Here is a 19796-nt window from a genome sequence, read left to right as displayed (position 1 = left end):
ATCAAACCGTCCGCTAAGAAAATCGCAAAAGCATATATTCTAAAAGCGGACATTTTTACTTTGGAGAAACCGGACATTTCTATTTGGGGCTTACAAAGGCATTTCGTATAAGCGCCATTATGTTAAATAGGGCATTTAAAGAGATTGAATATCTATAATTTTTGTTAGGATCATTGCACTCTAACTAACGTAATATGTTTATTTACTAATAAACCAAATTTAAGGAAATTTTTGTGGGCGGTATACCAAAACCTAGACCATGTTTTTTAGATGAGCAGATTAAATCTCACATAGACAATGGTAAACAGGTTTATAAAAACCCAAAAGGTAATCGTTATTATACATGGGATAGCTTACACGGTGAGATTGAAGTCTTTGATAAACGTGGGATTCATCTTGGTGTTTTCGCACCTAATGGTCCTCCTCCAATTAAAGAAGCTGTTCTTGGGCGTAAAATTGCTAAACCAAACTGAGGTAACTATGAAGACTTTTATTTTTGACTGTATTAACGGTGATGCTTTAATAGATGAACTTGATGACTATGTAGATTATTGGACTGAGCATGGAGAGCAACTAGGTTGTTCACTAAGAGAATATCTAGGTATGTCTGTGAAAGAATATGGATATTTTTTGGTTGATGAGGATTATCTAGCAGATATTATCTACGCCCAAGAGCATCAACTAGATATTGATGACGTGATAAGAGATGCTGAAAATAATTTACCTATGGCCGCACGTGCTGAAAAAGCAGATCAAACAAAAAAAATTCAAGATTGGTTAAATGACATTGAGGATAAATAATCTGTGAAACGTGAGGAAAAGCTAGCCCAAAAAGTATTAAAAAAATATAACCTTGTACCGCCCTATAGCATTATAGAGCTCGTCGAAAAAAAGGCGACTATTGCTTTCCATACTTTTCCATTCAAAGCAGATGGAATCACTGTAAATATTAAATCAGATAAACCAAAAATTTATATCAATAATGCTTTTGGTATCCCTAAAACACGCCAAAAATTTACAATTGCGCATGAATTAGGTCATATATTTTTGCCATGGCACAAAGGCACTATTGCAAGTGATATTAATGAATACTCTATCTCTACACATATAATGTATAGAGAAATGGAGTCTGAAGCCAATAGGTTTGCATCTGAACTACTTATGCCTTCTGATTGGGTTAACAATATACTTGAGCAAAATATTTCGTTTAAAATACGGTTAGAAAAAATTCTTCAAGATGCCGGTGTGTCTTTAGATGCAGCATTAATTAAAATAGATAATACTTGTACTCAAAGAAGAACCATTGCTGTTTTTAATAATAATGTATGTATTCAAGAAATAACTGGCTCAAAAGCTAAAACATCTCATTTTTATGAAAAAAAGTATTCTGATGTTAAGGAAAAAATTTTTTCTTTAAATAGTGTTGAGGAATATGAAGAGTTTTCTATCTATGGAAAGGATTTTATTACATTTATCATCAAAGAACCTGATTTAGATGATTTTGATCGTGTAGATCACCGCCCATGGCGAGAAATACTAAAACAAATTTTAGCTGAAACAGGTACTGAAAGTTATCTTCCTAATATTAATGCATCAGTCCCCTTTCCTGTTAATAACGCAAAAAAAGAGGGAATAACAAATGTAAAAGAGGTTTGTGCTTTAGTTAAATTAAATTATAGCCATAAAACTAATTTAAATGATGTAGTAAGCCATAATCTATTTCCCATATACATTCGCAAACGTGTTGAGGAGTTAATGGCTAAATGGTAATACTCCAAAAAACTACCTAGATTAACAGTAGAAAATCTAAAATTAACATAATACACCTTATACGAAATGCTTTGATTTATCCCTTCTAAATCATTATCTTACTTCGAGCCGTTCCAGTATTCAGCGCACTGGAACGGCTTTTTTGTGATTATTCACGTTCCACGATTACTTATTGAGCAATGTTCCAAATTTTTGATTAGCTCAGTTGAATAATACCCTTAGCCATTTGGCAAGAAAAACCGGCTCAGAAAGCCCCTTTTCGGTGGCTCCGGTTCAATCTGCTCCGGCACTGGAATGCGTTTATTTTCCGTTTGTTCCGGAGTAGTCAATCCCTCATCTTTCGGCTCTGGTTCTGGCCGAGAATTTTCTATCATTTCAGAATGAGTAGTAACTTTATGTTCATCTAGCTCTGTCTTTGGTTGTTCAAGCTGACCTTTAAACTCAATTCTATGGGTCAAATCCTCTATATGCTGCATCAAAGACTTTTCTCTTTGGTTGGCTAGATCTAACTGATTTTTGAGTAGAGAAATTTGATCTTTCAATACATTTTCAATCTCGGATTGAACACGTACTTGTACATCCTTCTGGGCGTGTTCAGTACGTGTACTGGACTGAACACCGATAGGATTACCATAGACCCTGATAAGTTCGGATAAATCTATAAGACCATCATGATCCCTTGATAATTCACCATTTTTTATAGCTTCATATATTGTTGTTCGTGACTTTTTAAAAGCTTTACTTGCGTCCATAACGCTGAATTTTGTTGTGTTCAATGTAATCCCTCAGTGCATGTACAAGGATGTTTAGGTAAACATCCTACCTGAACATGAAGTTTATTTTGTGTTAAATCCTACCTTTCTAAGATATGGCAGAAGTTCTTCAAATTTCTCTTTGTCTTGTAGCATTTCAGCAACTCGAACTGCAAATTGTGCATAGCTTTCTGTACCTTGAGAATATTTATTCATATCTGGAAGTTCAGAAAGTTTATTAGCAAAAAGGTGACGTTGTGCATCCGTCATTTTTGAGAAAAGTTCAAGTGAAGTTAACGTTTTAGAGGTAATTACTTTCTTTTGCTTAAATGTGAATGAGAACCCTGAAATGTTACGACCTTTTTTATGTTGCTCACATTTAACATTAATGTCTGTGTGCTCATTAACTTGGGCAATAGCTAGATTTAACACCCGATCCTTGAAGTTCCCCATTCTAGTGTATTCATCATCGAGAACACCTATCTTCTGCCTGAACTCTGCTAATTCAATAACAGGTGTTTGGCCAGTACTACGCCAAGCAATCAATAATTCGTATAAACGTACAGCATAAGCACTACTAAGATCACTAATCTGTTGTAGCTCATATTTTGTGAATTGTTCTTCTAAACGCGTAATAAGAGGCACGATAGCAGGTGCAAATATTAACTTTACTGTTGCTTCATCATCAATGTATCTAATTTCACTGACCCAACGACTTAGGACATTCTCAATATTTCCTCTTTTATTTACTTCTTGATAGCTAAATTGGCGTGCGAATAAGTCTTTACACGCATCTTTGAGAGCTTGATAAGCTGTTTGTCGTGCAACATTAAACTGGTTTACATAACTCTCTGCATGAACTTCTAAAGGGTCATTTGCATTGATACCTCTGCCACTACCTCTTGCCTCGACAATGGCCAATAGAATTAACCGTTGTTCTACTAAATCTAAATTATAACTAGCATTTATTAATGCATTATCTTTAACAACTAAATCCCGCATCTTATTTATCTACATTATTATTTATGAATATAAGTCTATATTAATAATTATGTAGATTTATGCAAGGTAAACGTAGTTAAATCTACAAAAAATATTACGAAGACTTATGGTAGGTAAACGTAGTCATATTGGTAGGTAAACGTAGTCATATTGGTAGGTAAACGTAGTCATATTGGTAGGTAAACGTAGTCATATAAGAGCTATAGCCCTTTAAAATAAAGGTATTCAGCTAGTCTAAAAGCATTTAAAAACTTTAAAAATTATTAAAAGCTTTTGGAAGGAAAATTGCCCTATGTTTTCGCTACGCTCAAACTCTATTGAATCTCGCTTTCGCTCGATTCATGGGGCAATTTTTTGGATCATTCAGTTGTGACTTTTAAAAAGCAAAGGCAAGAGCAAAAGCAACTCGGAATTCGCTTCGCTCATAAAACTTTTTTACTCGCTTTGCTCGATCTAGGCTCAATTTTCTGCATGTGATTTACCCCTATTTAGGGTTCACAGCCTAAAAAGCTGTTTTTCAGGGAGTCTAGGCGCGACTTTTTATTGGTCGCTCGTAGACACTCGCTCTATATCTGTCATTGAGAGGCTTAAATTCGCGATTTTAGCCTGATTACAGTTTTTTATAGAAAAAGGGTGCTTTATTTAAAAAGTGGGCTTAAAACGCAAATTAGCGCAAAAGAAAAGGCAGCCTCCTATGGAGGACTGCCTTTTGGTGTTGATTTTTCAGTGTACAACCCACTAAGCGAACGTGCTCCTCGCCGAGCCTCTATTTTAATTCACGCTTGGTATGAATTCGTAGTTATCAACTTACGACATCTTCTCAGGAATGAGGAAGCGAATCTATGACAATTCCCCGGCTGCTAAGTAACGGCAATCGGATCAATATCAGACATAGACAAACTTCAACTGCAATTTTAGTTCCGCAGTCAGGATTTCCTATAACACTTCACCGCTAGTTTTCTTTCGATCACATCGTTGCTGCATGAAATGCCAACAGCAGATTCGTTCAAGCCAAGGCTTGTCGGAACCAACTTAGATGTTCAAAGGCGCAAACCTTTACGGAGCCACCGCAAAATTTCTTAATAGTTAATTACCAATATATAAAATCAATAGGATTACTAATCCGATTAATCATAATGTTAATCAGTTTTCACTCGCGCCAATAGGTTGATAACGTTTCATAGTTATAGAAGTTGCCACACCTCACCTATAAAACTTTGTCTTTGTTTCTAGATATACACCGTATTGCCTTTCGTTCATTTACCGCTTACGTTTTTATTCGCTCGAAGTAAACTCATTAATCTAAATCAAATACAACAAATTCAAATTAAACCTAATCAGCAACTCTCCCTCTCTTATTAATCAAACCTTATGCCCTCCTCTAGTGAAGTTTTCAGTTCGAAAGCCTATATTATGGAACCACCATAAATAATCATCGACTTAAGAGATTCCCACTTTAGCATTAACAGTCTCTGTCATTTTTAAATAAAATAAATCAACTTCTAAGTAAAAATAACGATCAGTACGCCCATCTGTTCCACACAATATCAACTATTCCTGTTTTTTGAGGTAAGAGTTCCAAAAACCCTCATTATTAGTCAATATCAAGCTTCATTACAGGTAGAGCACTTGATCAACGCAAAGCAACATGCTTAATCTTCTATCGAAGATCTCCAACGTGTCACCGTTACTGGCTTGAGCTATCCATAGACCTTAACAACCGACTGAATATGTCATCAACGACAAGTCAATTCAGTCAATCGTTAAGTGCCGATCAGTCCAGATTTCTCCTCATGACCCTAGTACTTCACAGTACTCTCATAAGCCCACCAGTGCGCAACGCATACCGCCCTTTGAAGGAATTGAAGCGGTAAACGTGTGTTCCTAACGTATCTATCAATCCATGAAGATACTCACACTCTCTGTTAAGCAGGGTTGATCATGTCACCATGATGCCCGTTTCAGTGTCGCCCAACTATTCAAAATTATTTATTTGGAAATTCAGTACCCATTTCATAGGGCTAAGTTCTGAAATTCGCAGAACGGGTCAAAAGATGGGGTCTCACCATCTAGTGCCCTTCGCAGCCGCACCAACTACCTTTCGGACGTATGCAGCTACACGGTCTTTAGTATGCGATGGCTGTCGCACACACATAGAAACAACAAGACAAAGATTTAGAAAATTTCACTCACTGAACGGCTAACTCAGGAAAGTTCATTTCATATTTGGCAGTTACAAAATTAGCAGAGCTGAAGTGAAAATCAATGCAAATAGCGGGTACACGGTGATCTGACAGGAACTCTTATTTATGCAAAGGCCATCAATCGTGGGTTTCAGTCAAAATATGAGAAAAAAGCGGTCGCAAATATTGATGCTTTTTAGCCTCCCTTTTATACAAAGGCCAATTTCTCAAAAAAAGATCAATATTTAGTCAAAGTGATTTTTTAATGAGGTGTGGATATTTAGATTTTAAGCGTCAAAACTTGATCGAAAATGGGTTGTAAATCGGGTCAAAATCATTGGAAAATTGGTCATAGATGATCGTTGTTACTCCATCTTTTACTTATTTTTTTGCAGGAATTCGATAGTCAAATAAATTACTGATATCCTGAAAATGTAATTTTATAGGTATTAAAAAATGAAAAAATACGGTGTTGAGATTGTTGATCGGCCAAAAATTAAAGCGACAAAAATACTGGATTTAAGCAGTAAAAAAGGTGAACTTCTTGTGAGAAAGTTGACCATAAAAATTTTAAACAGGCATAAAAAAACATTTCAGCGTTTAGCTGATCTGTAATTTGAAATTAAAGAGGCATTTTTAGATATAAACAAACGACTGAATCATTTATTTAATGATTATGAATAGAATAAATAAAACGTTTTGTTAATATTAATTTGACAGTAAATGAAACATTAATTAAACATTAATTTGTTTATAATCAATTATTTACATCATTAAAAATAATGTGTTAACTTCGCTTTTTTCGGAGTCTCACATGAACCTTATTGAGCAAAAAAAATGGATAGGAATTGATGAAAAATTATTTATTACGCATTCGCTTGAACGATTTTTTGAGAGAAAACTAAGTGCTCGACAGCGAGCCAATTTTTTGGGAAATAATTTTGATCGGATTGAAAAAACAATTAATGTTTCAATTCAGTCAGGTCGTCAAGTTGATGATATAAATGAACTTTATATAAGATTTGGAACTTTTGATTACGATAGAAAAAACGGTAAGCAAATTATTATTGCTCGGATTTCTTTCAAAGAAAAAAAACAAAAAAAAGGAAATGGCATTTCACTACTTCTAAAACTTTGTGAAATTGCTGAAAAATTTGATTATAAAACTATTCGATTTGAAGCATCAAACAAAAATTGTAGAAATTTTTGTAAAAAACTAGGATTTTCAGATAGTTGCTCAATAAGTAGAGCTGATTTAATCTTCAATTTGCATGATTATTTATTTAAAAAGTCGGCCGAAAAATATCTATTTTAATGTTTGCTAACAGACTATCTTACATTTTTAATAAACTATTCAAAGTAGCGTAGAGAAACTAAAATTGATGAAAGAGTGTATTACTTTTTGAGCATTTTACAGAAAAGAGTATTTTTTATGATAACACTTGTCGAAAAACGTGAGATTGATTTGGATGATTTTAATACTGCTAAATTAGTGGAACTTAGTCTTTCTTTGTCGACTGTAGAAGTAATCACAGATGATGCCATTGTCGATTTTACTGATGACGATGGCGGTTATTGATAGAAAAACCTAGTTTTTCAGATATTGCAGTGTTTTCTGTTTCTCTGAATATTTATAGATCCTCTAATTTCGTATAAGAGATTTTATGCTAAATGAAAAGACGCCTATGTAAAGGCGTCTTTTGAATATTTCTAGATTATTGAAAAGCTTGTCTTAGAACTTCACCTTTCTCTGTAGAGGTTTGGCTAGTTGTAGAGTTTTCATCATTTAGATCTAAAATGTCTTTTCTTTTTTCAGGGCCATAATATGAAATAAATTTATTTATAGACTTATCCCATACTAAATAACTGTCGTTATATTCAGAAGTAAAACGATAGCCATCTTTTATTTTTTTAAGCTCTAATCCTTCACGTCCTAACCAATAGTTAAGAACATGATCATATTTACCGGCTTCATTTTGAAAGTAGATATCTATAAAGCCATCACTGTTTCCAGTGAACATTGAGTAAGCACCTTCACAGGTAACGTCTGAAGATCGGATAATATAGTCTTTTAAGCCATCATTATTAAAATCTACATTTACTAAAAACCCTTTACGGAAAGTGATTTTAGGATTTTTAACTTGCATTTCTTCATCTTCAGATATGCCTTGGCAGGTATCTATATACTCACTTTGAACTGCTTCTTTAATTTCTATAGGAAGCTTATTGAAAGAAATACTATTATTTTTTACAGGGATTTCTGCTAAAGAATTTGTACAAAAAACAGCTATGGCTGCAAAACCTATTAATTTTTTCATTAATAAACCTATTTAGTTGGATTTTATAGAGGTCAATAGGTATATCTAAAACCTTGTGCCATCATACAATCTTGTATCATTTCAGCTTTTTCATTTTGATTAACTTTAGCCAAACCTACGTCATAGCGACATTTTGCTAAAGTGTTATTAACATCGTGTGGAGTAATTCCTGCTTTTCTCCACATAGGTTGTGATGTACTACATGCAGAAAGTAAAAGTGTTGAAACAGTTAATGCCCCAATAATTGTTTTTTTCATAAAAAACTCTATAAAATTTAATGAAATAATTTTTCTATTCTATCAAATTTTATGAATTTTGTAATAAAAATGGGAGCCTATAGCTCCCATTTTTTATGGATGATTTTTTAGTTCATTCAGCATGGCATCACGCAGAATCTTATTCATTCTTGTCTGATAGCCTTTACCTTGGGCCTTGAGCCATTGCATTACATCTGCATCAATACGAACCGTAGTCACTTGTTTAGTCGGCTTATAAAAAGGGTTCTGTACTGCACTTTTCCAGAAACTTTCATCAAGCTCAGGAATGTCAGAACAATCTATTTCACTGTCTGGGCGCTTAGCCAAAGCTTCAAGTCTTGCCTTTTGTTCTTCAGACAAAACAGGAGGATTATTCAAATCCATTTTGTAAGTAACGGTTTTGCTCATACTGTTTCCTCTCTTTTTTCTCTGCCTGTCGTGCCGAAATAATGCGGATATGATCCATCCCATTATGGTCTTGTACCGTGTGGGCCACCAATAAAACAGCTTGCCCATGTACCATACCTATCGCTTGCCAACGATATTCACCATTTTCAAAGCGATCTTGTTTATATAAGGCATGAGCATCGTAAAAAACCAATGTCGCATCTTCAAAAGCTACACCATGTTTTTTGAGGTTTGTTTCTGCTTTATGCTCATCCCATGAAAACTCAATTTTCATAGTTGCATCGCTTTTTGTTAATATGAAAATGTTAATACAAAATTGTAAATTTTGCAAAATTTAGCCAATTTTTCTTGGCAAGAACTATCAAAACTGCACATAAAAAAGCCGACTTGTTTCTAAGTCGGCTTTTCGGTGCAAATTACTGGATAAGTCGGCCACCCATTCTTGTTCGTGGTCTACCACTCATTCCTATTCCAAGTCGGCCACTCAAATTAAAAAAAATAAGCTTTTATTTTTGAGAAAATATTTTCTCTCTGTACGACCGGCCTAAAATCTCAAGTTCATAAGATCTATGTAAAATCCGATCCATGACTGCATCTGCAATGGTAGGATCTTGAAACTGCTCAAACCATAATTTTTTAGGAACTTGGCTTGTAATTAAAAGTCCACCGCTCTGAGATTGCTTATCAATAATTTCAAGAAAAGCTGGTGCTAATGATTGATTAAATCCACCTAAACCAAAATCATCAATAATAAGCAATTTTGCAGTACATACTTTTTTCTTGAAGTCTTTGATTTCACCTAAAGTGATTGCATTGGCAATTTCATCAAATAAGCTAATCGCATTAAAATACATCGTGCTGTAACTGCGATGACAAGCCTCTGCTCCAAAAGCGCAAGCTAGCCTCTAAAGAAATTTACAAATGAGCTGAAAACTACACTCAGAAAAATGGATCAACCCAACACACGTTTAGATGGAGTAAAATAATGGCTTTAAGAGAGTTAAATATACTTAATGATTGTATTGAGGCTATTTCAAATCAATCTTTAATATTGGATATTAATAATAAAGCGTTTTTGGATGATATACAGACCCTTTTAGTGCAATATTTTGAAACGTTTAATAAAGTTTTAAATGAAATGGAATATGATAATTTTTCTGTGGATTTTTTTGTCGATTATGGAAAGTTGATCATTTATCCTGAAAAAAAAATGCCAGAAGATTTAATTTATATGTTTGATGCAGAAAGATTAGATCCATATTTTTATCTAGTTTTTGAAGAATACCTAAAATATTTCGAAAATCTAAATGTGAGTGAAGAAGTATTTGATAGAGAATTTGAATCTAAAACCAATGACGTCATTGATTGTGTAAGTAAAGCTATAAAAAACATAAATGAAAAAGACAAAATTTTAGAAATGCTAGGTAAACCTAAATTGGAAATCAGATATTTTGGTGTAACGAAGGAAGAACTTTTAAAAAGTGAAATACTACAAAAATAAACTTTTAATGAAGAGTGAACTTATAGTTGTTAGGTTCACTTTTTTATTTTTAGGGGGGATTACCCGTGGATGAATGGGTTAGAAATTGAAATTGATAACCCATTGGTTCCTATGGAATTGATGCCAGTAAAACCATTAGATTATTATAATTATGACTTTTTAGATCCGAATTGGAAGCCAAAAAGCTTTTGGGGCAGACTATTAGGACGGAAGTGAATTCATAGTAACTATCCAAATGAAAGAAGAATCAGTGTCCTGTATGATAAGAATATGCAATTTATCTAAGAATTATATTGCTGAACAAGCTTTTAAGAATAGGTTTGGGCAATAAAGCCTTTAAATTCTATTACTGAATAAACCCTAAGTGGCCGACTTGAAACAGGAATAAGTGGTAGGGAACGAATAGGAATAGGTGGTAGGTTTATGCAGGAATATGCATTTCGGGTTTGCGTCCCCGATTTCTTGTAGTATAACTTTTTGAAATATAACACTATTTATTTTGCATTTCGTATAACGGCCATTATGTTAAATGGGAAATAAACATAAGTGAGATACAGACATTTTTTCTTTATACTGAGGTAATTTTTTGATTCGAATAAGATTTCTATTATGACTGAGGGAAAGGCTTTACTGTTACAGGCAAAAGTTACTGATAAAGATTTAGATACTTTCGAGAGCAAACTCTTAAATTTGTGCCAACAATATTTTTTAGATCCATTAAAGTCAGATCTTTTAATACCTAGCCGTTTAAAAGACATTATAAAAAAATATGAAGAAAAACAAAGCCTAAGTAAATTTGAAGAAGTATATATTCATGAGTATATGCTCAGATCTTTAAGCGGTTTCCTGCCAGACTTTCAGAAAAAAATTAGACATAAAGTTGAATTAGAAAGAGTAGCTGAGGAAAAAATTCGTCAGGAGAAGTTGAGACTGGAAGCTATTGAAAAACAAAAGTTGCTTGAGTCAGATCCTGTTTATATTGCAAAGCAAAAAGAAAAAGCATTACTAAAAAAATACGACATTAATGAATATCTATCAGGGGCATCACCTACAGAGCTTTCTGAAATTTTGAATAAGCTAGAAAATGAAACAAGACTTTCTCAAGATGAGGCTGTTTGGTTAAATACAATAGGTAAAAAATTCTTTACTGCCAAAGTTCGTCATAAATTTCATCGATTAGAAGCTAATTATTATTTGCAGGAATATGCAAAGAACACCAAGAACATTTGGAATGCTATTAATGCTAGCAGTCAATTAAGAAAGTGTAAGGAAAGTGTTGAAGCAGAAGAATTTTTAGAAAAAATTTCCACTAATGGTATCAAGGATAAAAAATTATTATCTGCGTATTTCACTACTCTTGGTGGAGTTAGACGTGATCTTCGCAAGGTTAACGTCGCCATTGATAATGCATCCAAAGCTCATAATTTAACTCCAGATAATTATCGTCCTTGTACTTTATTAGGCGCTATTTATATGGAAACGTATCAATATACACTTGGGCATGAGTGGTATGAAAAAGCTAGTGAACGAGGTGCAACAAATCAATCAATTAATGCTGATCTTAAAAGCATTATCTCTAAGATGGATAAAGCTAAACGTAATGAAATGATTGAACATTTATTGAAGTTAGATCCTCACGCATACTCATGGCTAAAGTCTCTAAAAACAGCCGTAATAAACAAGCCTACAAGTAAACAAAATAAAGTTGAGCAGTCAGTAAAAGCTCAGAAAAAAGCATCGCCACCACAGCCAAAGAAGAATGCTCAAAATAAGCAGCCTAAAAATTCTGAAAAAAGTTTAAAGGCCCTTTTAGAACAGGGAGCTAAGGCACACAATTTAAACCAGCCAGTGAGCCTATCAAAACCCTCATGCATGAAGCCAAAGAAGAAATAATTTATTATTGAGTTTCGCTAAAATTAACATAATACACCTTATACGAAATCAAAAATGGGAGCGATAAGCTCCCATTTCATTGTAGTACTCTCACTCTCTGATCAACAATAATCCAAAGAATCAAGCTTAGTCTTTTCTATTTAGACTGACTTTCTATACGTGCTTTCTCGTATGCCTGTACTTTTTCCAGGATAGGATAAAAATCAAAACCTTCATCCTTCATCGTTGATATGAGCGATACGATCACAGCCAAATGAGAGGGGACAAATCCAACTTTATTATAATTCGTAATGGAGTTAGGTCTCATCCCGAGTAATTCAGCAAATTCTTTAATTGAAAGACCCGCTTTACCGATAAGTCTATGGAATTCTTCGTAAGGCATGAGATTCAAATTTAACAAATGATAAAGTGCAAGTATAACATAGGCTATTTCTTTACATAAAACACCAAAAAACACATAAAAATATGTTTACAACACATATTTTTATGTGTTTAATTATCCATATCAAGCCTATGCTTCTGTATCGGATTTTTTTATGAATTACTTCACTCAACCTCAGCTGTTTATCTCAGCAAAAGCAAAAAAACTAGGATTACAGTTAATCAAAGAGCTTTATATTCAACGTAGTGCCCGTTTGGCTTTTTATTTAGATGTGAATCCCTCTTTTGATGGGCATGAGGCTGTTTTATTTTGGACTGAACATTATTTAGCAGAATACCCAGATGCAAATTTTTCAGATATTCAGCAGCAATTTATACGATCTATCCCAGAATCCTAAACTTTTTTAGTAACTGTACAACGGACTTTTCCTGTGCAGAAACAGAGAGTGCGTTCAAAATTCTGTGTCTGCCCAATTTGCTAGAGCTGAATCAGAACGTACAACCTCTGGGGACAGATTACTCGTAGGTCTTTTGATTATCGACTTAACATAGAATCACTGCGAATTTCTTATGTTCGACTACTAGGCTATTGGTAGTAGTTTTCGTTAGGCATTTACTTTATTCATCATCTTCTTTAAATAAAGATTCGATTTCATCCCAATGCGGAAATTTATGCTTTTTGGTCACGACTTCAAATTGTAACTCCACGCAACTCAATACTTTTTCAAATAAGTCAAAAGAACCAGTGAAATGACCGTTTTCAATCTCAGAAATTGTTGTTTTATTGACTCCAGATTTTTCTGATACAGTCTTTTGTGTATAGCCTAAATTTTTTCTGGCCAATTTTATTTTTTCCCCAATTTCTTTTCTAGAAGCCATTTCCCTTCCCAATTTCAAGCTATTTTGTTCGCTATATAGCGAAGTTTGCATGTTTTATGTGTGATATTCGCTATATAGCGAACATTAATCATCCGGTTAGAATTACTTTATTAATAAAGCCAGTACGTACTTTATCCAGAATCTTTCTGAATTTGCTCAATAGCAATAATACGATTTTAATGGCTATTCAATTCAGCAATTCACCAACCTGTTTTTCTTAGTTATCCAAAACGGTACATTTTCAAAAGAAAAGGCCATTCTTCCCTGAAGAAGTATTTGTGCCAGATTCATTCAGAATAAGTAGGCAAAAAAGTATAAATCTAGACAAAATAGTCATCTATCTCATTCATTTTATCTAGATGGTTAGGTTTTTTTATACTAATCCGAGAAGATTTATACTGAAAACAGTACATTTTCAAAAAATACGTTAATAAACATGACCAAGTAACGTGCAGCAACAGACATTTTTTCTGCAGAAACAAAATTAAAAATGCAGTAACAGACATTTTTTCTGCAGAAACAAAACTGAAAATGCAGTAACAGACATTTTTTCTGCAGAAACAAAACTGAAAATGCAGTAACAGACATTTTTTCTGCAGAAACAAAACTGAAAATGCAGTAACAGACATTTTTTCTGCAGAAACAAAACTGAAAATGCAGTAACAGACATTTTTTCTGCAGAAACAAAACTGAAAATGCAGTAACAGACATTTTTTCTGCAGAAACAAAACTGAAAATGCAGTAACAGACATCTTTTTGCCGGAAACAAGCGCAATCTAAGCGAAAAGCACAGCATTGTTTTGATTTTCACATTTAAGCAATAGTCTTAAATATCAATAGTTTAGGTTCAATACCTAAAATATTGATCAGGGGTTGAGGGGAAGGATTCCCTCACGGACTGTAGTTTCTCGAAGAGAAACTGTTAAGTGCGAATTAATAAAAAATAAAATAAATTTTATTTTTTATTAATTAAATCCATTCGCCCAATAAGTTATGCTACAAAGCATAATGAAATTGAAGCGAATGGATTTCTGGTTAAAATGCAAAACTCTGAGTCAAAAAAACGTGGACGACCGGCTCTTTTACTCAACAAAGCTGAGTTAATTGCATATATCGAGTATGTAAAAAAACACAATGTACGAGATCAAGTCACTCAAAATGCAGTTCATGAAATTCAAGCATCTCAGTTTGAAATGCAGAACTTATCACCCACTGCATTAGTCATCGTAAAACAAGCCATTAAACCATTTCGAGAACTTCAAAAAGTTGAGCTGCTTTATCAAGAACTTTTAAAAAGTGCTTCACATGATTTCTTTGAAAAAAAGTTTGTCGAGTTATATCACCAGTATCAAAAAACCTCTGAAGATCAGACACTGAATATTCTCAAAACCATGGCGACTCAATATTTGCGCTTCAAAGACAACAAAGCAGATGAAAATAGCTTAAAACTGTATCTCAGCCAGCTCGAGAAGAAAGAAAATAAAGCAAAACGGAATGCTGATAACAAGAAGAAATTTGAATTGGGAGGAGCACTATTAGCATTGTTAAAAACAAAAAATATTGATGTCACTCAACTGACTGCAGCACAAATGATTCGTGCGATTTTTAATGAAGATATGCACTTTAATTTAGCAAATTGCAATACGATTATTTTTCAAGAGATGCTCAATGTTGGCCTCAGTGACACTAAAGCCAAGACCTTGTTTCCTGTGGTATTAGATCGACTCATCGATTATAAGGATGAAGATGGTTTACCGATTTATTTAAAAGAAATCATTCAGACAATGGCTCAAAATGGCTAGCTATCACCTGCACCTCAAAGACAAACCCAAAGGCTATGCACTCGAACATTATTTCTATATTTCTCGATTAGAAAAATATCAGCATGTGCGTGTCAAAAGCCAAGAAGTTTTAGAACATATCGAACCCGGTCGTTGTATGCCAGCCTGGGCGAAAGATCCTGCTAATTTTTGGAAAGCAGCGGATACCCATGAGCGGGCCAATGCCAAAGTGTACATGGAATATGAATTAGCCCTTCCCAATGAACTCACAGCAAAACAGCGTAAAACGCTGGTAGAGGCATTTTTAAACGAGCATGTGGCTACCTATCAATACCCACACTCTTACGCTATACACAACGTTAAATCGAGAATTGGAGGTATTGATCAACCGCACTGTCATCTCATGCTGTCTTTAAAAGCCAATGATGGCCTTGACCGCACGCCAGAAACCTACTTCAAACGCTTTAATCCGAAAAACCCAGAGAAAGGCGGGGCGAAAAAAAGACAACTGGATGAAGGCTTTTACAACTACCGCTCATTCTTACTGTATATCCGCAAGGAATGGGAAAACCATATGAATCATGCCTTACGCCAATATGCCCCGACCTTGACTTACCAAATCGATGGACAAGAGATCATAATCCCCAATCGAGTATCGTCTTCAAGTTATAAAAAATATAATTTAGATCACGGCACCTTTTACATTGCCGAACCCAAGCTCGGGGTCGGAAGTCAAAATAATTCACCTGAATATTTAGAACAGATCAAACAGATCCGCGAACATAACCAACAAGAATTTGAACGAGAGCAACTACAGAAACATAAAGAACTCAATTTTAACGTTGAACCGTTTTATAGCGTCAATGACCAAGCCTATAGTAGCCTAGAAGTAAAAGCGTTATTAAATAAGTTAAGTCCAGAAATGCATGCTGCTGAGATTAAAGTGATTCAACAGCAACAAGCTTTAGTCGATCCATCATTTAATCATAAAGATCCAAACCCCAACCTTGAAAATCAATCGACACTTCACATTAAAAAAGACACCGGCTTTAACTTTTCAATGTAACAACAAAGATCAGCAAAGCGAGTGTCTACGAGCGATATCAGCAAAATTTGCGCCTAGACTTCCTGAAAAACAGCTTTTTAGGTTGTGAAACCTAAATAAGCGTAAATCACCTGCAGAAATAAGACTCTAGACCGAGCGAAGCGAGTAAAAAGCTTTATGAGCGAAGCGAATTCCGATTCGCTTTTGATCTTGCTTTTGCTTTTTTTCAAAGTCACGAAAATATTAACTAAAATTGCCCCTTCGAACTGAGCGAAAGCGAAGTTCAATAGAGTTTGAGCGTAGCGAAAACATAGGGCAATTTTTCATTCCTTTGGCTTTTAATTATTTTTAAAGTTTTTAAATGCTTTTAGATACCTTGAAAGCCTTTATGCAAAAGGATTTCCTCAGTTATATAGCAACGTTTCCTCGGTTATATAGCAACGTTTCCTCGGTTATATAGCAACGTTTCCTCGGTTATATAGCAACGTTTCCTCGGTATTTGACAACAAATATTTATTGTGTTGTCATAACAACATAATAAAACAGTTGCTAAATAAAATCACATGACAGATTTAGTTGTAAAATCAAATAAGCTTGTACAAGCCTTACAAAGTCTCAGCTTAAGTGAAACTCGCCTTTTGCAAATCGCTATTGTTGATGCAAGAGAAACAGGGCAAGGACTTTCAACTGACGAACCTTTAGAGTTGAATGCTACTCGCTATGCCGAAGCATTTAATATCTCACCTGATGCTGCATATTTAGTATTAATAGAAGCTGAAGATTCTTTATTTAAACGGCAATTTACTATTACTAATGATGATGGAAGTCTGACTAAGAGCCGTTGGATCCAAGACGCTAATTACAGGAAAGGAGAAGGTAGAATCTTAGTTACTTTGACTCGTGTAGTAATAGAGCATGTGACAAAAATAGATGGTTTTGAACAATACTTTACTAGCTATCATTTAAAGAAAACTTCAGATTTTAAAAGTGTCTATGCAGTACGTTTATATGAATTACTGATGCAATGGAAATCTATTGGTAAAACACCTATTTTTGAAATAGATAAATTTAGAAATCAGTTAGGTATAGGTATTAATGAATATACGCGAATGGAAGCTTTTAAAAGACGTGTACTAGAAATTGCTCTTGAACAAATTAATGATTTTTCAGACATTACAGTTAAATATGAACAGCAAAAAAAAGGCCGTTCTATTTCAGGATTTTCTTTTACTTTCAAACAGAAAAAAATAACTAATAAAGAAACTATTTGTACTCAAAAGAACATAGATATAGTTGCAAAAATGACAAATGCTCAACGCCACTTGTTCTCGAATAAACTTGCCGAACTTCCAGAAATGGGGAAATACTCTCAAGGTACTGAAAGCTATCAACAGTTTGCAATACGGATTGCAGAGATGCTTCAAGACCCTACTAAATTTCAAGAATTGCATCCTTATCTTCAAAAAGTTGGTTTTAAAGCTGTATAAATTATAGGCTTGATCATTTGTCTATTAGACAGTCTAATAGACAATACTTTTTGACAAGATTAGGCATAACTTTAAATTATGAAAAGCCTTTCAGTTCTTGAATTATCTAAGCTTTACAACATAAATAGACAGACTATTTACAATCATATAAATAAAGGAATTTTAAGTAAAAATTCCAATAATAAAATTGATTTTGCAGAAGCTATTCGGGTATTTGGCGAACCTACTAAAAAAGAGGGTGTAAAAGAGCCTGTAAAAATAGACAGTCCAAATTCGGCAGAAATTTTACTGCTTAGACAGCAGATAGACATGTTAAAAAATCAAGTATCAGATGCCAAAGAACGAGAAGTCTTCTACCAAGAGCAGATTGAAGTTATGCAACGTCTATTGGAGGCACCAAAATCCAATATGACTACGTTTACCGATCAAGAACCGGTACAACCTAATATGGCCAAAACAGATATCGAACCTGACACAACAGAGCCTAAATATGACGGATTGACTACTCAGGTTGAAACCGAGAGTAAGCGTATCCCAGTGCCTGAGCATGTTGAGCCTGAAGCACCGAAAAGAGGCTTTCTGAGCCGGTTTTTCTTACCGAATGGCTAAAGTCATTATTCAACTGAGCTAATCAAAAATGTGGAACATTGATTAAAGAATAGGCGTGGAACACGACTATTCACGTAAAAAGCCCAATCGGTGAGGACTGGGCTTTGATGAAATAGTTAAACAAATGATTTATATCAGAATAAAAAGAGCATTTCGTATAAGGTGTATTATGTTAATTTTAGAAAATCTTTAAAATACTGAACCTTATAATTATTCTATATGCTCATCTTGAGAGGCTTCTTTAACTTTTTTCATAAAGAGAGATCCCAAAAAACCAGCTAAAGCAACGCCTGCTATGATTGGATGTACTAAAGCTCCAATATTAGTTAAATTATTAGTGCTAATGCTACTCTTACTAACTATACGAGGACCTATAAAGGCTAAACTCCCCCCAGCAACACCAATTACATTTACCTCTTTGTTCTTTAATGCCTCATCTAAAGCATTAAAAACTTTACATGGTTCTACACCATAGAAAGCACAGAGTTGATAAACCTGAACCACTGCAAATCTAGATCGACCATTTTCCATATTAGAAATAGCTTGCTTTGTTACTCCTATAAACGTAGCAGCTTCATCCTGAGATTTTTTTTTATTTTTTCTAATGTTTGACAGAATCAAACCAAGTACAGCATCTATAGATGTATTAATCTCACTATTCATAACTTAAACCAACAATAGTAACTTTTTTAATTATACATCAATAAGTACAATCAAATAATAGAGTACATTCATATTGTACAAAAAATGTGTAATATGTTATAACCAAAAAAAATTTAATCTAAAAAGGAAGCTACCTAAATGAGTTTTTTTGATTCCTTGCTATGTCACGCGTCTAATATGCATTGCAAAATCCATGATATAAAATGCGCTATTCAAGATGCAGCATGGTCTGCTGAAAAGAAAGTTTATAAGTCTATTGATTATGTTATAGAAAATCCTGCAAAAAGTGCAGCCATAGCTACGACAACAGTTCTATCTGCTGGTGTTGCATATGTTAACGCACCAGTTATAGCTGTAGCGATCGCAAAAACAGGCGTTTTAGGAAAAACTGCTACAACAGGTGCCGTTATTAGTAAATTAACGGGTGCCCCTTTAGCTAGAGCTTCATTAGCAAAACTAGGATTTGGTGCTATTTCTATTGGAGGTAAAGGAATAGCTGGTGGAAAATTTGTAATTGCTACAACAACGGCTACAACAACAGCTACCGTTACTGTAGCCGCAAGTAAATTAAACAAAAACAAATCTAAATGATCTTAACTCTCTCAAGTTCCCCACAGCTGTCTGGCTGATAGTGAACTTGAGAGAGTTTCGGTAATACTCGGTTCTGTCGCATTAAGGCGAACTTGGCCTACTATTGAAATTTATAAATATAATAACAAATACTTAAATAACTTTCTCCATTTAACATAATGGCGCTTATACGAAACGTACTTGTTAGAACCCATTTAAAGTGTCTATATTCTCACCAATAAAAATGTCTAGTTTATGATGGTTTTTATCACCATGGACTGGATATAAAATATAGAT

General features: G+C 34.2%; 23 protein-coding genes and 1 pseudogene. 14 read left to right on the top strand and 10 right to left on the bottom strand.

The window, feature by feature from the left end; genetic code table 11:
* The first annotated feature begins 233 nt into the window (after window positions 1-233).
* From BLV99_RS16410 to BLV99_RS16400, 3 genes are read left to right on the top strand one after another with little or no spacing between them, the layout of a single operon-like run.
* Window positions 234-473 carry a colicin E3/pyocin S6 family cytotoxin gene (locus BLV99_RS16410; protein ID WP_092692649.1) on the top strand — a complete coding sequence of 80 codons (240 nt, stop codon included), beginning with the start codon at window positions 234-236 and terminating at the stop codon, window positions 471-473.
* 7 nt (window positions 474-480) lie between these two features.
* Window positions 481-801: a hypothetical protein gene (locus tag BLV99_RS16405; protein WP_092692646.1), complete on the top strand. Its 321-nt coding sequence runs from the start codon at window positions 481-483 to the stop codon at window positions 799-801.
* A 3-nt stretch (window positions 802-804) separates the two neighbouring features.
* On the top strand, window positions 805-1770 hold the full coding sequence (locus tag BLV99_RS16400; protein ID WP_092692644.1) for an ImmA/IrrE family metallo-endopeptidase: 966 nt from the start codon (window positions 805-807) through the stop codon (window positions 1768-1770).
* Between the two features lie 218 nt (window positions 1771-1988).
* Here BLV99_RS16400 and BLV99_RS16395 read toward each other — a convergent pair whose 3' ends face one another.
* Together BLV99_RS16395 and repM (BLV99_RS16390) are read right to left on the bottom strand one after the other, a co-directional pair.
* Entirely contained in the window at window positions 1989-2546 is a 558-nt protein-coding gene (locus tag BLV99_RS16395) for a plasmid replication DNA-binding protein (RefSeq protein ID WP_213030965.1), read from the bottom strand.
* Between the two features lie 60 nt (window positions 2547-2606).
* Window positions 2607-3524 (bottom strand): replication initiation protein RepM, encoded by a 918-nt coding sequence (gene repM, locus BLV99_RS16390; RefSeq protein WP_092692639.1) that lies wholly within the window; start codon window positions 3522-3524, stop codon window positions 2607-2609.
* A gap of 2639 nt (window positions 3525-6163) precedes the next feature.
* Here repM (BLV99_RS16390) and BLV99_RS16380 point away from each other — a divergent pair.
* From BLV99_RS16380 to BLV99_RS18280, 3 genes are all read left to right on the top strand, one after another.
* A complete protein-coding gene (locus BLV99_RS16380; protein WP_092692636.1) occupies window positions 6164-6322 on the top strand; it encodes an acetyltransferase in 159 nt (52 codons plus the stop codon).
* A 199-nt stretch (window positions 6323-6521) separates the two neighbouring features.
* Window positions 6522-7022: a hypothetical protein gene (locus BLV99_RS16375; protein WP_092692633.1), complete on the top strand. Its 501-nt coding sequence runs from the start codon at window positions 6522-6524 to the stop codon at window positions 7020-7022.
* 117 nt (window positions 7023-7139) lie between these two features.
* A complete protein-coding gene (locus tag BLV99_RS18280) occupies window positions 7140-7286 on the top strand; it encodes a hypothetical protein (RefSeq protein WP_167356345.1) in 147 nt (48 codons plus the stop codon).
* A 136-nt stretch (window positions 7287-7422) separates the two neighbouring features.
* On the opposite strand, the gene BLV99_RS16370 is transcribed toward BLV99_RS18280, so the two are convergent.
* The 5 genes and pseudogenes from BLV99_RS16370 to BLV99_RS16350 form a co-directional block, all read right to left on the bottom strand.
* The gene (locus tag BLV99_RS16370) at window positions 7423-8025 is read right to left on the bottom strand and encodes a hypothetical protein (RefSeq protein ID WP_092692631.1); all 603 of its coding nucleotides are present in this window, start codon (window positions 8023-8025) and stop codon (window positions 7423-7425) included.
* A 32-nt stretch (window positions 8026-8057) separates the two neighbouring features.
* Window positions 8058-8282: a hypothetical protein gene (locus BLV99_RS16365; RefSeq protein WP_092692628.1), complete on the bottom strand. Its 225-nt coding sequence runs from the start codon at window positions 8280-8282 to the stop codon at window positions 8058-8060.
* A gap of 93 nt (window positions 8283-8375) precedes the next feature.
* On the bottom strand, window positions 8376-8690 hold the full coding sequence (locus BLV99_RS16360) for a BrnA antitoxin family protein (protein ID WP_092692626.1): 315 nt from the start codon (window positions 8688-8690) through the stop codon (window positions 8376-8378).
* On the bottom strand, window positions 8653-8964 hold the full coding sequence (locus BLV99_RS16355) for a BrnT family toxin (RefSeq protein ID WP_092692623.1): 312 nt from the start codon (window positions 8962-8964) through the stop codon (window positions 8653-8655). Before BLV99_RS16355 ends, BLV99_RS16360 begins: the two co-directional genes overlap by 38 nt.
* 232 nt (window positions 8965-9196) lie before the next feature.
* A pseudogene (locus BLV99_RS16350) lies at window positions 9197-9580 on the bottom strand (ATP-binding protein); the annotation flags it as partial.
* A gap of 95 nt (window positions 9581-9675) precedes the next feature.
* Between BLV99_RS16350 and BLV99_RS16345 the strand changes: the two are divergent.
* Entirely contained in the window at window positions 9676-10191 is a 516-nt protein-coding gene (locus BLV99_RS16345) for a hypothetical protein (protein ID WP_092692620.1), read from the top strand.
* A gap of 609 nt (window positions 10192-10800) precedes the next feature.
* Window positions 10801-12084, top strand: a complete 1284-nt coding sequence (locus BLV99_RS16340; protein WP_092692617.1) for a tetratricopeptide repeat protein — start codon at window positions 10801-10803, stop codon at window positions 12082-12084.
* A gap of 136 nt (window positions 12085-12220) precedes the next feature.
* On the opposite strand, the gene BLV99_RS16335 is transcribed toward BLV99_RS16340, so the two are convergent.
* Window positions 12221-12466, bottom strand: coding sequence for a helix-turn-helix domain-containing protein (locus BLV99_RS16335; protein WP_006582672.1), 246 nt, complete (start codon window positions 12464-12466; stop codon window positions 12221-12223).
* Between the two features lie 154 nt (window positions 12467-12620).
* Here BLV99_RS16335 and BLV99_RS16330 point away from each other — a divergent pair, with 154 nt between their 5' ends.
* Window positions 12621-12863, top strand: a complete 243-nt coding sequence (locus tag BLV99_RS16330; RefSeq protein WP_092692614.1) for a hypothetical protein — start codon at window positions 12621-12623, stop codon at window positions 12861-12863.
* A gap of 220 nt (window positions 12864-13083) precedes the next feature.
* On the opposite strand, the gene BLV99_RS16325 is transcribed toward BLV99_RS16330, so the two are convergent.
* A complete protein-coding gene (locus BLV99_RS16325; RefSeq protein ID WP_092692613.1) occupies window positions 13084-13344 on the bottom strand; it encodes a helix-turn-helix domain-containing protein in 261 nt (86 codons plus the stop codon).
* A 1040-nt stretch (window positions 13345-14384) separates the two neighbouring features.
* Here BLV99_RS16325 and BLV99_RS16320 point away from each other — a divergent pair.
* The 4 genes from BLV99_RS16320 to BLV99_RS16300 all read left to right on the top strand — a co-directional run bounded on the left by BLV99_RS16320 (window position 14385) and on the right by BLV99_RS16300 (window position 18266).
* Window positions 14385-15146 carry a hypothetical protein gene (locus BLV99_RS16320; RefSeq protein WP_092692611.1) on the top strand — a complete coding sequence of 254 codons (762 nt, stop codon included), beginning with the start codon at window positions 14385-14387 and terminating at the stop codon, window positions 15144-15146.
* On the top strand, window positions 15139-16191 hold the full coding sequence (locus tag BLV99_RS16315; RefSeq protein ID WP_092692608.1) for a MobA/MobL family protein: 1053 nt from the start codon (window positions 15139-15141) through the stop codon (window positions 16189-16191). Before BLV99_RS16320 ends, BLV99_RS16315 begins: the two co-directional genes overlap by 8 nt.
* 542 nt (window positions 16192-16733) lie before the next feature.
* Window positions 16734-17657, top strand: coding sequence for a replication initiation protein RepM (repM, locus tag BLV99_RS16305; protein ID WP_092692606.1), 924 nt, complete (start codon window positions 16734-16736; stop codon window positions 17655-17657).
* Window positions 17658-17735: 78 nt separating this feature from the next.
* Window positions 17736-18266: a plasmid replication DNA-binding protein gene (locus BLV99_RS16300; protein ID WP_092692603.1), complete on the top strand. Its 531-nt coding sequence runs from the start codon at window positions 17736-17738 to the stop codon at window positions 18264-18266.
* Between the two features lie 210 nt (window positions 18267-18476).
* On the opposite strand, the gene BLV99_RS16295 is transcribed toward BLV99_RS16300, so the two are convergent.
* Window positions 18477-18929, bottom strand: coding sequence for a helix-turn-helix domain-containing protein (locus BLV99_RS16295; protein WP_092692601.1), 453 nt, complete (start codon window positions 18927-18929; stop codon window positions 18477-18479).
* Between the two features lie 138 nt (window positions 18930-19067).
* On the opposite strand from BLV99_RS16295, the gene BLV99_RS16290 reads away from it, so the two are divergent.
* Window positions 19068-19520, top strand: a complete 453-nt coding sequence (locus BLV99_RS16290) for a hypothetical protein (protein ID WP_092692597.1) — start codon at window positions 19068-19070, stop codon at window positions 19518-19520.
* Window positions 19521-19796 lie beyond the last annotated feature (276 nt).

This window comes from Acinetobacter kyonggiensis, assembly GCF_900107285.1.
Taxonomy (GTDB): Bacteria; Pseudomonadota; Gammaproteobacteria; order Pseudomonadales; family Moraxellaceae; genus Acinetobacter; species Acinetobacter kyonggiensis.
The sequence above is the reverse complement of the archived record's forward strand: the minus strand, read 5'-3'. Positions and strand labels throughout refer to the sequence as shown.

Bases quoted from the DNA above. Each gene is read 5' to 3' on its own strand.
- BLV99_RS16405 (WP_092692646.1), top strand. From the start codon at position 481: ATGAAGACTTTTATTTTTGACTGTATTAACGGTGATGCTTTAATAGAT.
- repM (WP_092692639.1), bottom strand. From the start codon at position 3,524: ATGCGGGATTTAGTTGTTAAAGATAATGCATTAATAAATGCTAGTTAT.
- BLV99_RS16380 (WP_092692636.1), top strand. From the start codon at position 6,164: ATGAAAAAATACGGTGTTGAGATTGTTGATCGGCCAAAAATTAAAGCG.
- BLV99_RS16375 (WP_092692633.1), top strand. From the start codon at position 6,522: ATGAACCTTATTGAGCAAAAAAAATGGATAGGAATTGATGAAAAATTA.
- BLV99_RS18280 (WP_167356345.1), top strand. From the start codon at position 7,140: ATGATAACACTTGTCGAAAAACGTGAGATTGATTTGGATGATTTTAAT.
- BLV99_RS16370 (WP_092692631.1), bottom strand. From the start codon at position 8,025: ATGAAAAAATTAATAGGTTTTGCAGCCATAGCTGTTTTTTGTACAAAT.
- BLV99_RS16365 (WP_092692628.1), bottom strand. From the start codon at position 8,282: ATGAAAAAAACAATTATTGGGGCATTAACTGTTTCAACACTTTTACTT.
- BLV99_RS16360 (WP_092692626.1), bottom strand. From the start codon at position 8,690: ATGAGCAAAACCGTTACTTACAAAATGGATTTGAATAATCCTCCTGTT.
- BLV99_RS16355 (WP_092692623.1), bottom strand. From the start codon at position 8,964: ATGAAAATTGAGTTTTCATGGGATGAGCATAAAGCAGAAACAAACCTC.
- BLV99_RS16345 (WP_092692620.1), top strand. From the start codon at position 9,676: ATGGCTTTAAGAGAGTTAAATATACTTAATGATTGTATTGAGGCTATT.
- BLV99_RS16340 (WP_092692617.1), top strand. From the start codon at position 10,801: ATGACTGAGGGAAAGGCTTTACTGTTACAGGCAAAAGTTACTGATAAA.
- BLV99_RS16335 (WP_006582672.1), bottom strand. From the start codon at position 12,466: ATGCCTTACGAAGAATTCCATAGACTTATCGGTAAAGCGGGTCTTTCA.
- BLV99_RS16330 (WP_092692614.1), top strand. From the start codon at position 12,621: ATGAATTACTTCACTCAACCTCAGCTGTTTATCTCAGCAAAAGCAAAA.
- BLV99_RS16325 (WP_092692613.1), bottom strand. From the start codon at position 13,344: ATGGCTTCTAGAAAAGAAATTGGGGAAAAAATAAAATTGGCCAGAAAA.
- BLV99_RS16320 (WP_092692611.1), top strand. From the start codon at position 14,385: ATGCAAAACTCTGAGTCAAAAAAACGTGGACGACCGGCTCTTTTACTC.
- BLV99_RS16315 (WP_092692608.1), top strand. From the start codon at position 15,139: ATGGCTAGCTATCACCTGCACCTCAAAGACAAACCCAAAGGCTATGCA.
- repM (WP_092692606.1), top strand. From the start codon at position 16,734: ATGACAGATTTAGTTGTAAAATCAAATAAGCTTGTACAAGCCTTACAA.
- BLV99_RS16300 (WP_092692603.1), top strand. From the start codon at position 17,736: ATGAAAAGCCTTTCAGTTCTTGAATTATCTAAGCTTTACAACATAAAT.
- BLV99_RS16295 (WP_092692601.1), bottom strand. From the start codon at position 18,929: ATGAATAGTGAGATTAATACATCTATAGATGCTGTACTTGGTTTGATT.
- BLV99_RS16290 (WP_092692597.1), top strand. From the start codon at position 19,068: ATGAGTTTTTTTGATTCCTTGCTATGTCACGCGTCTAATATGCATTGC.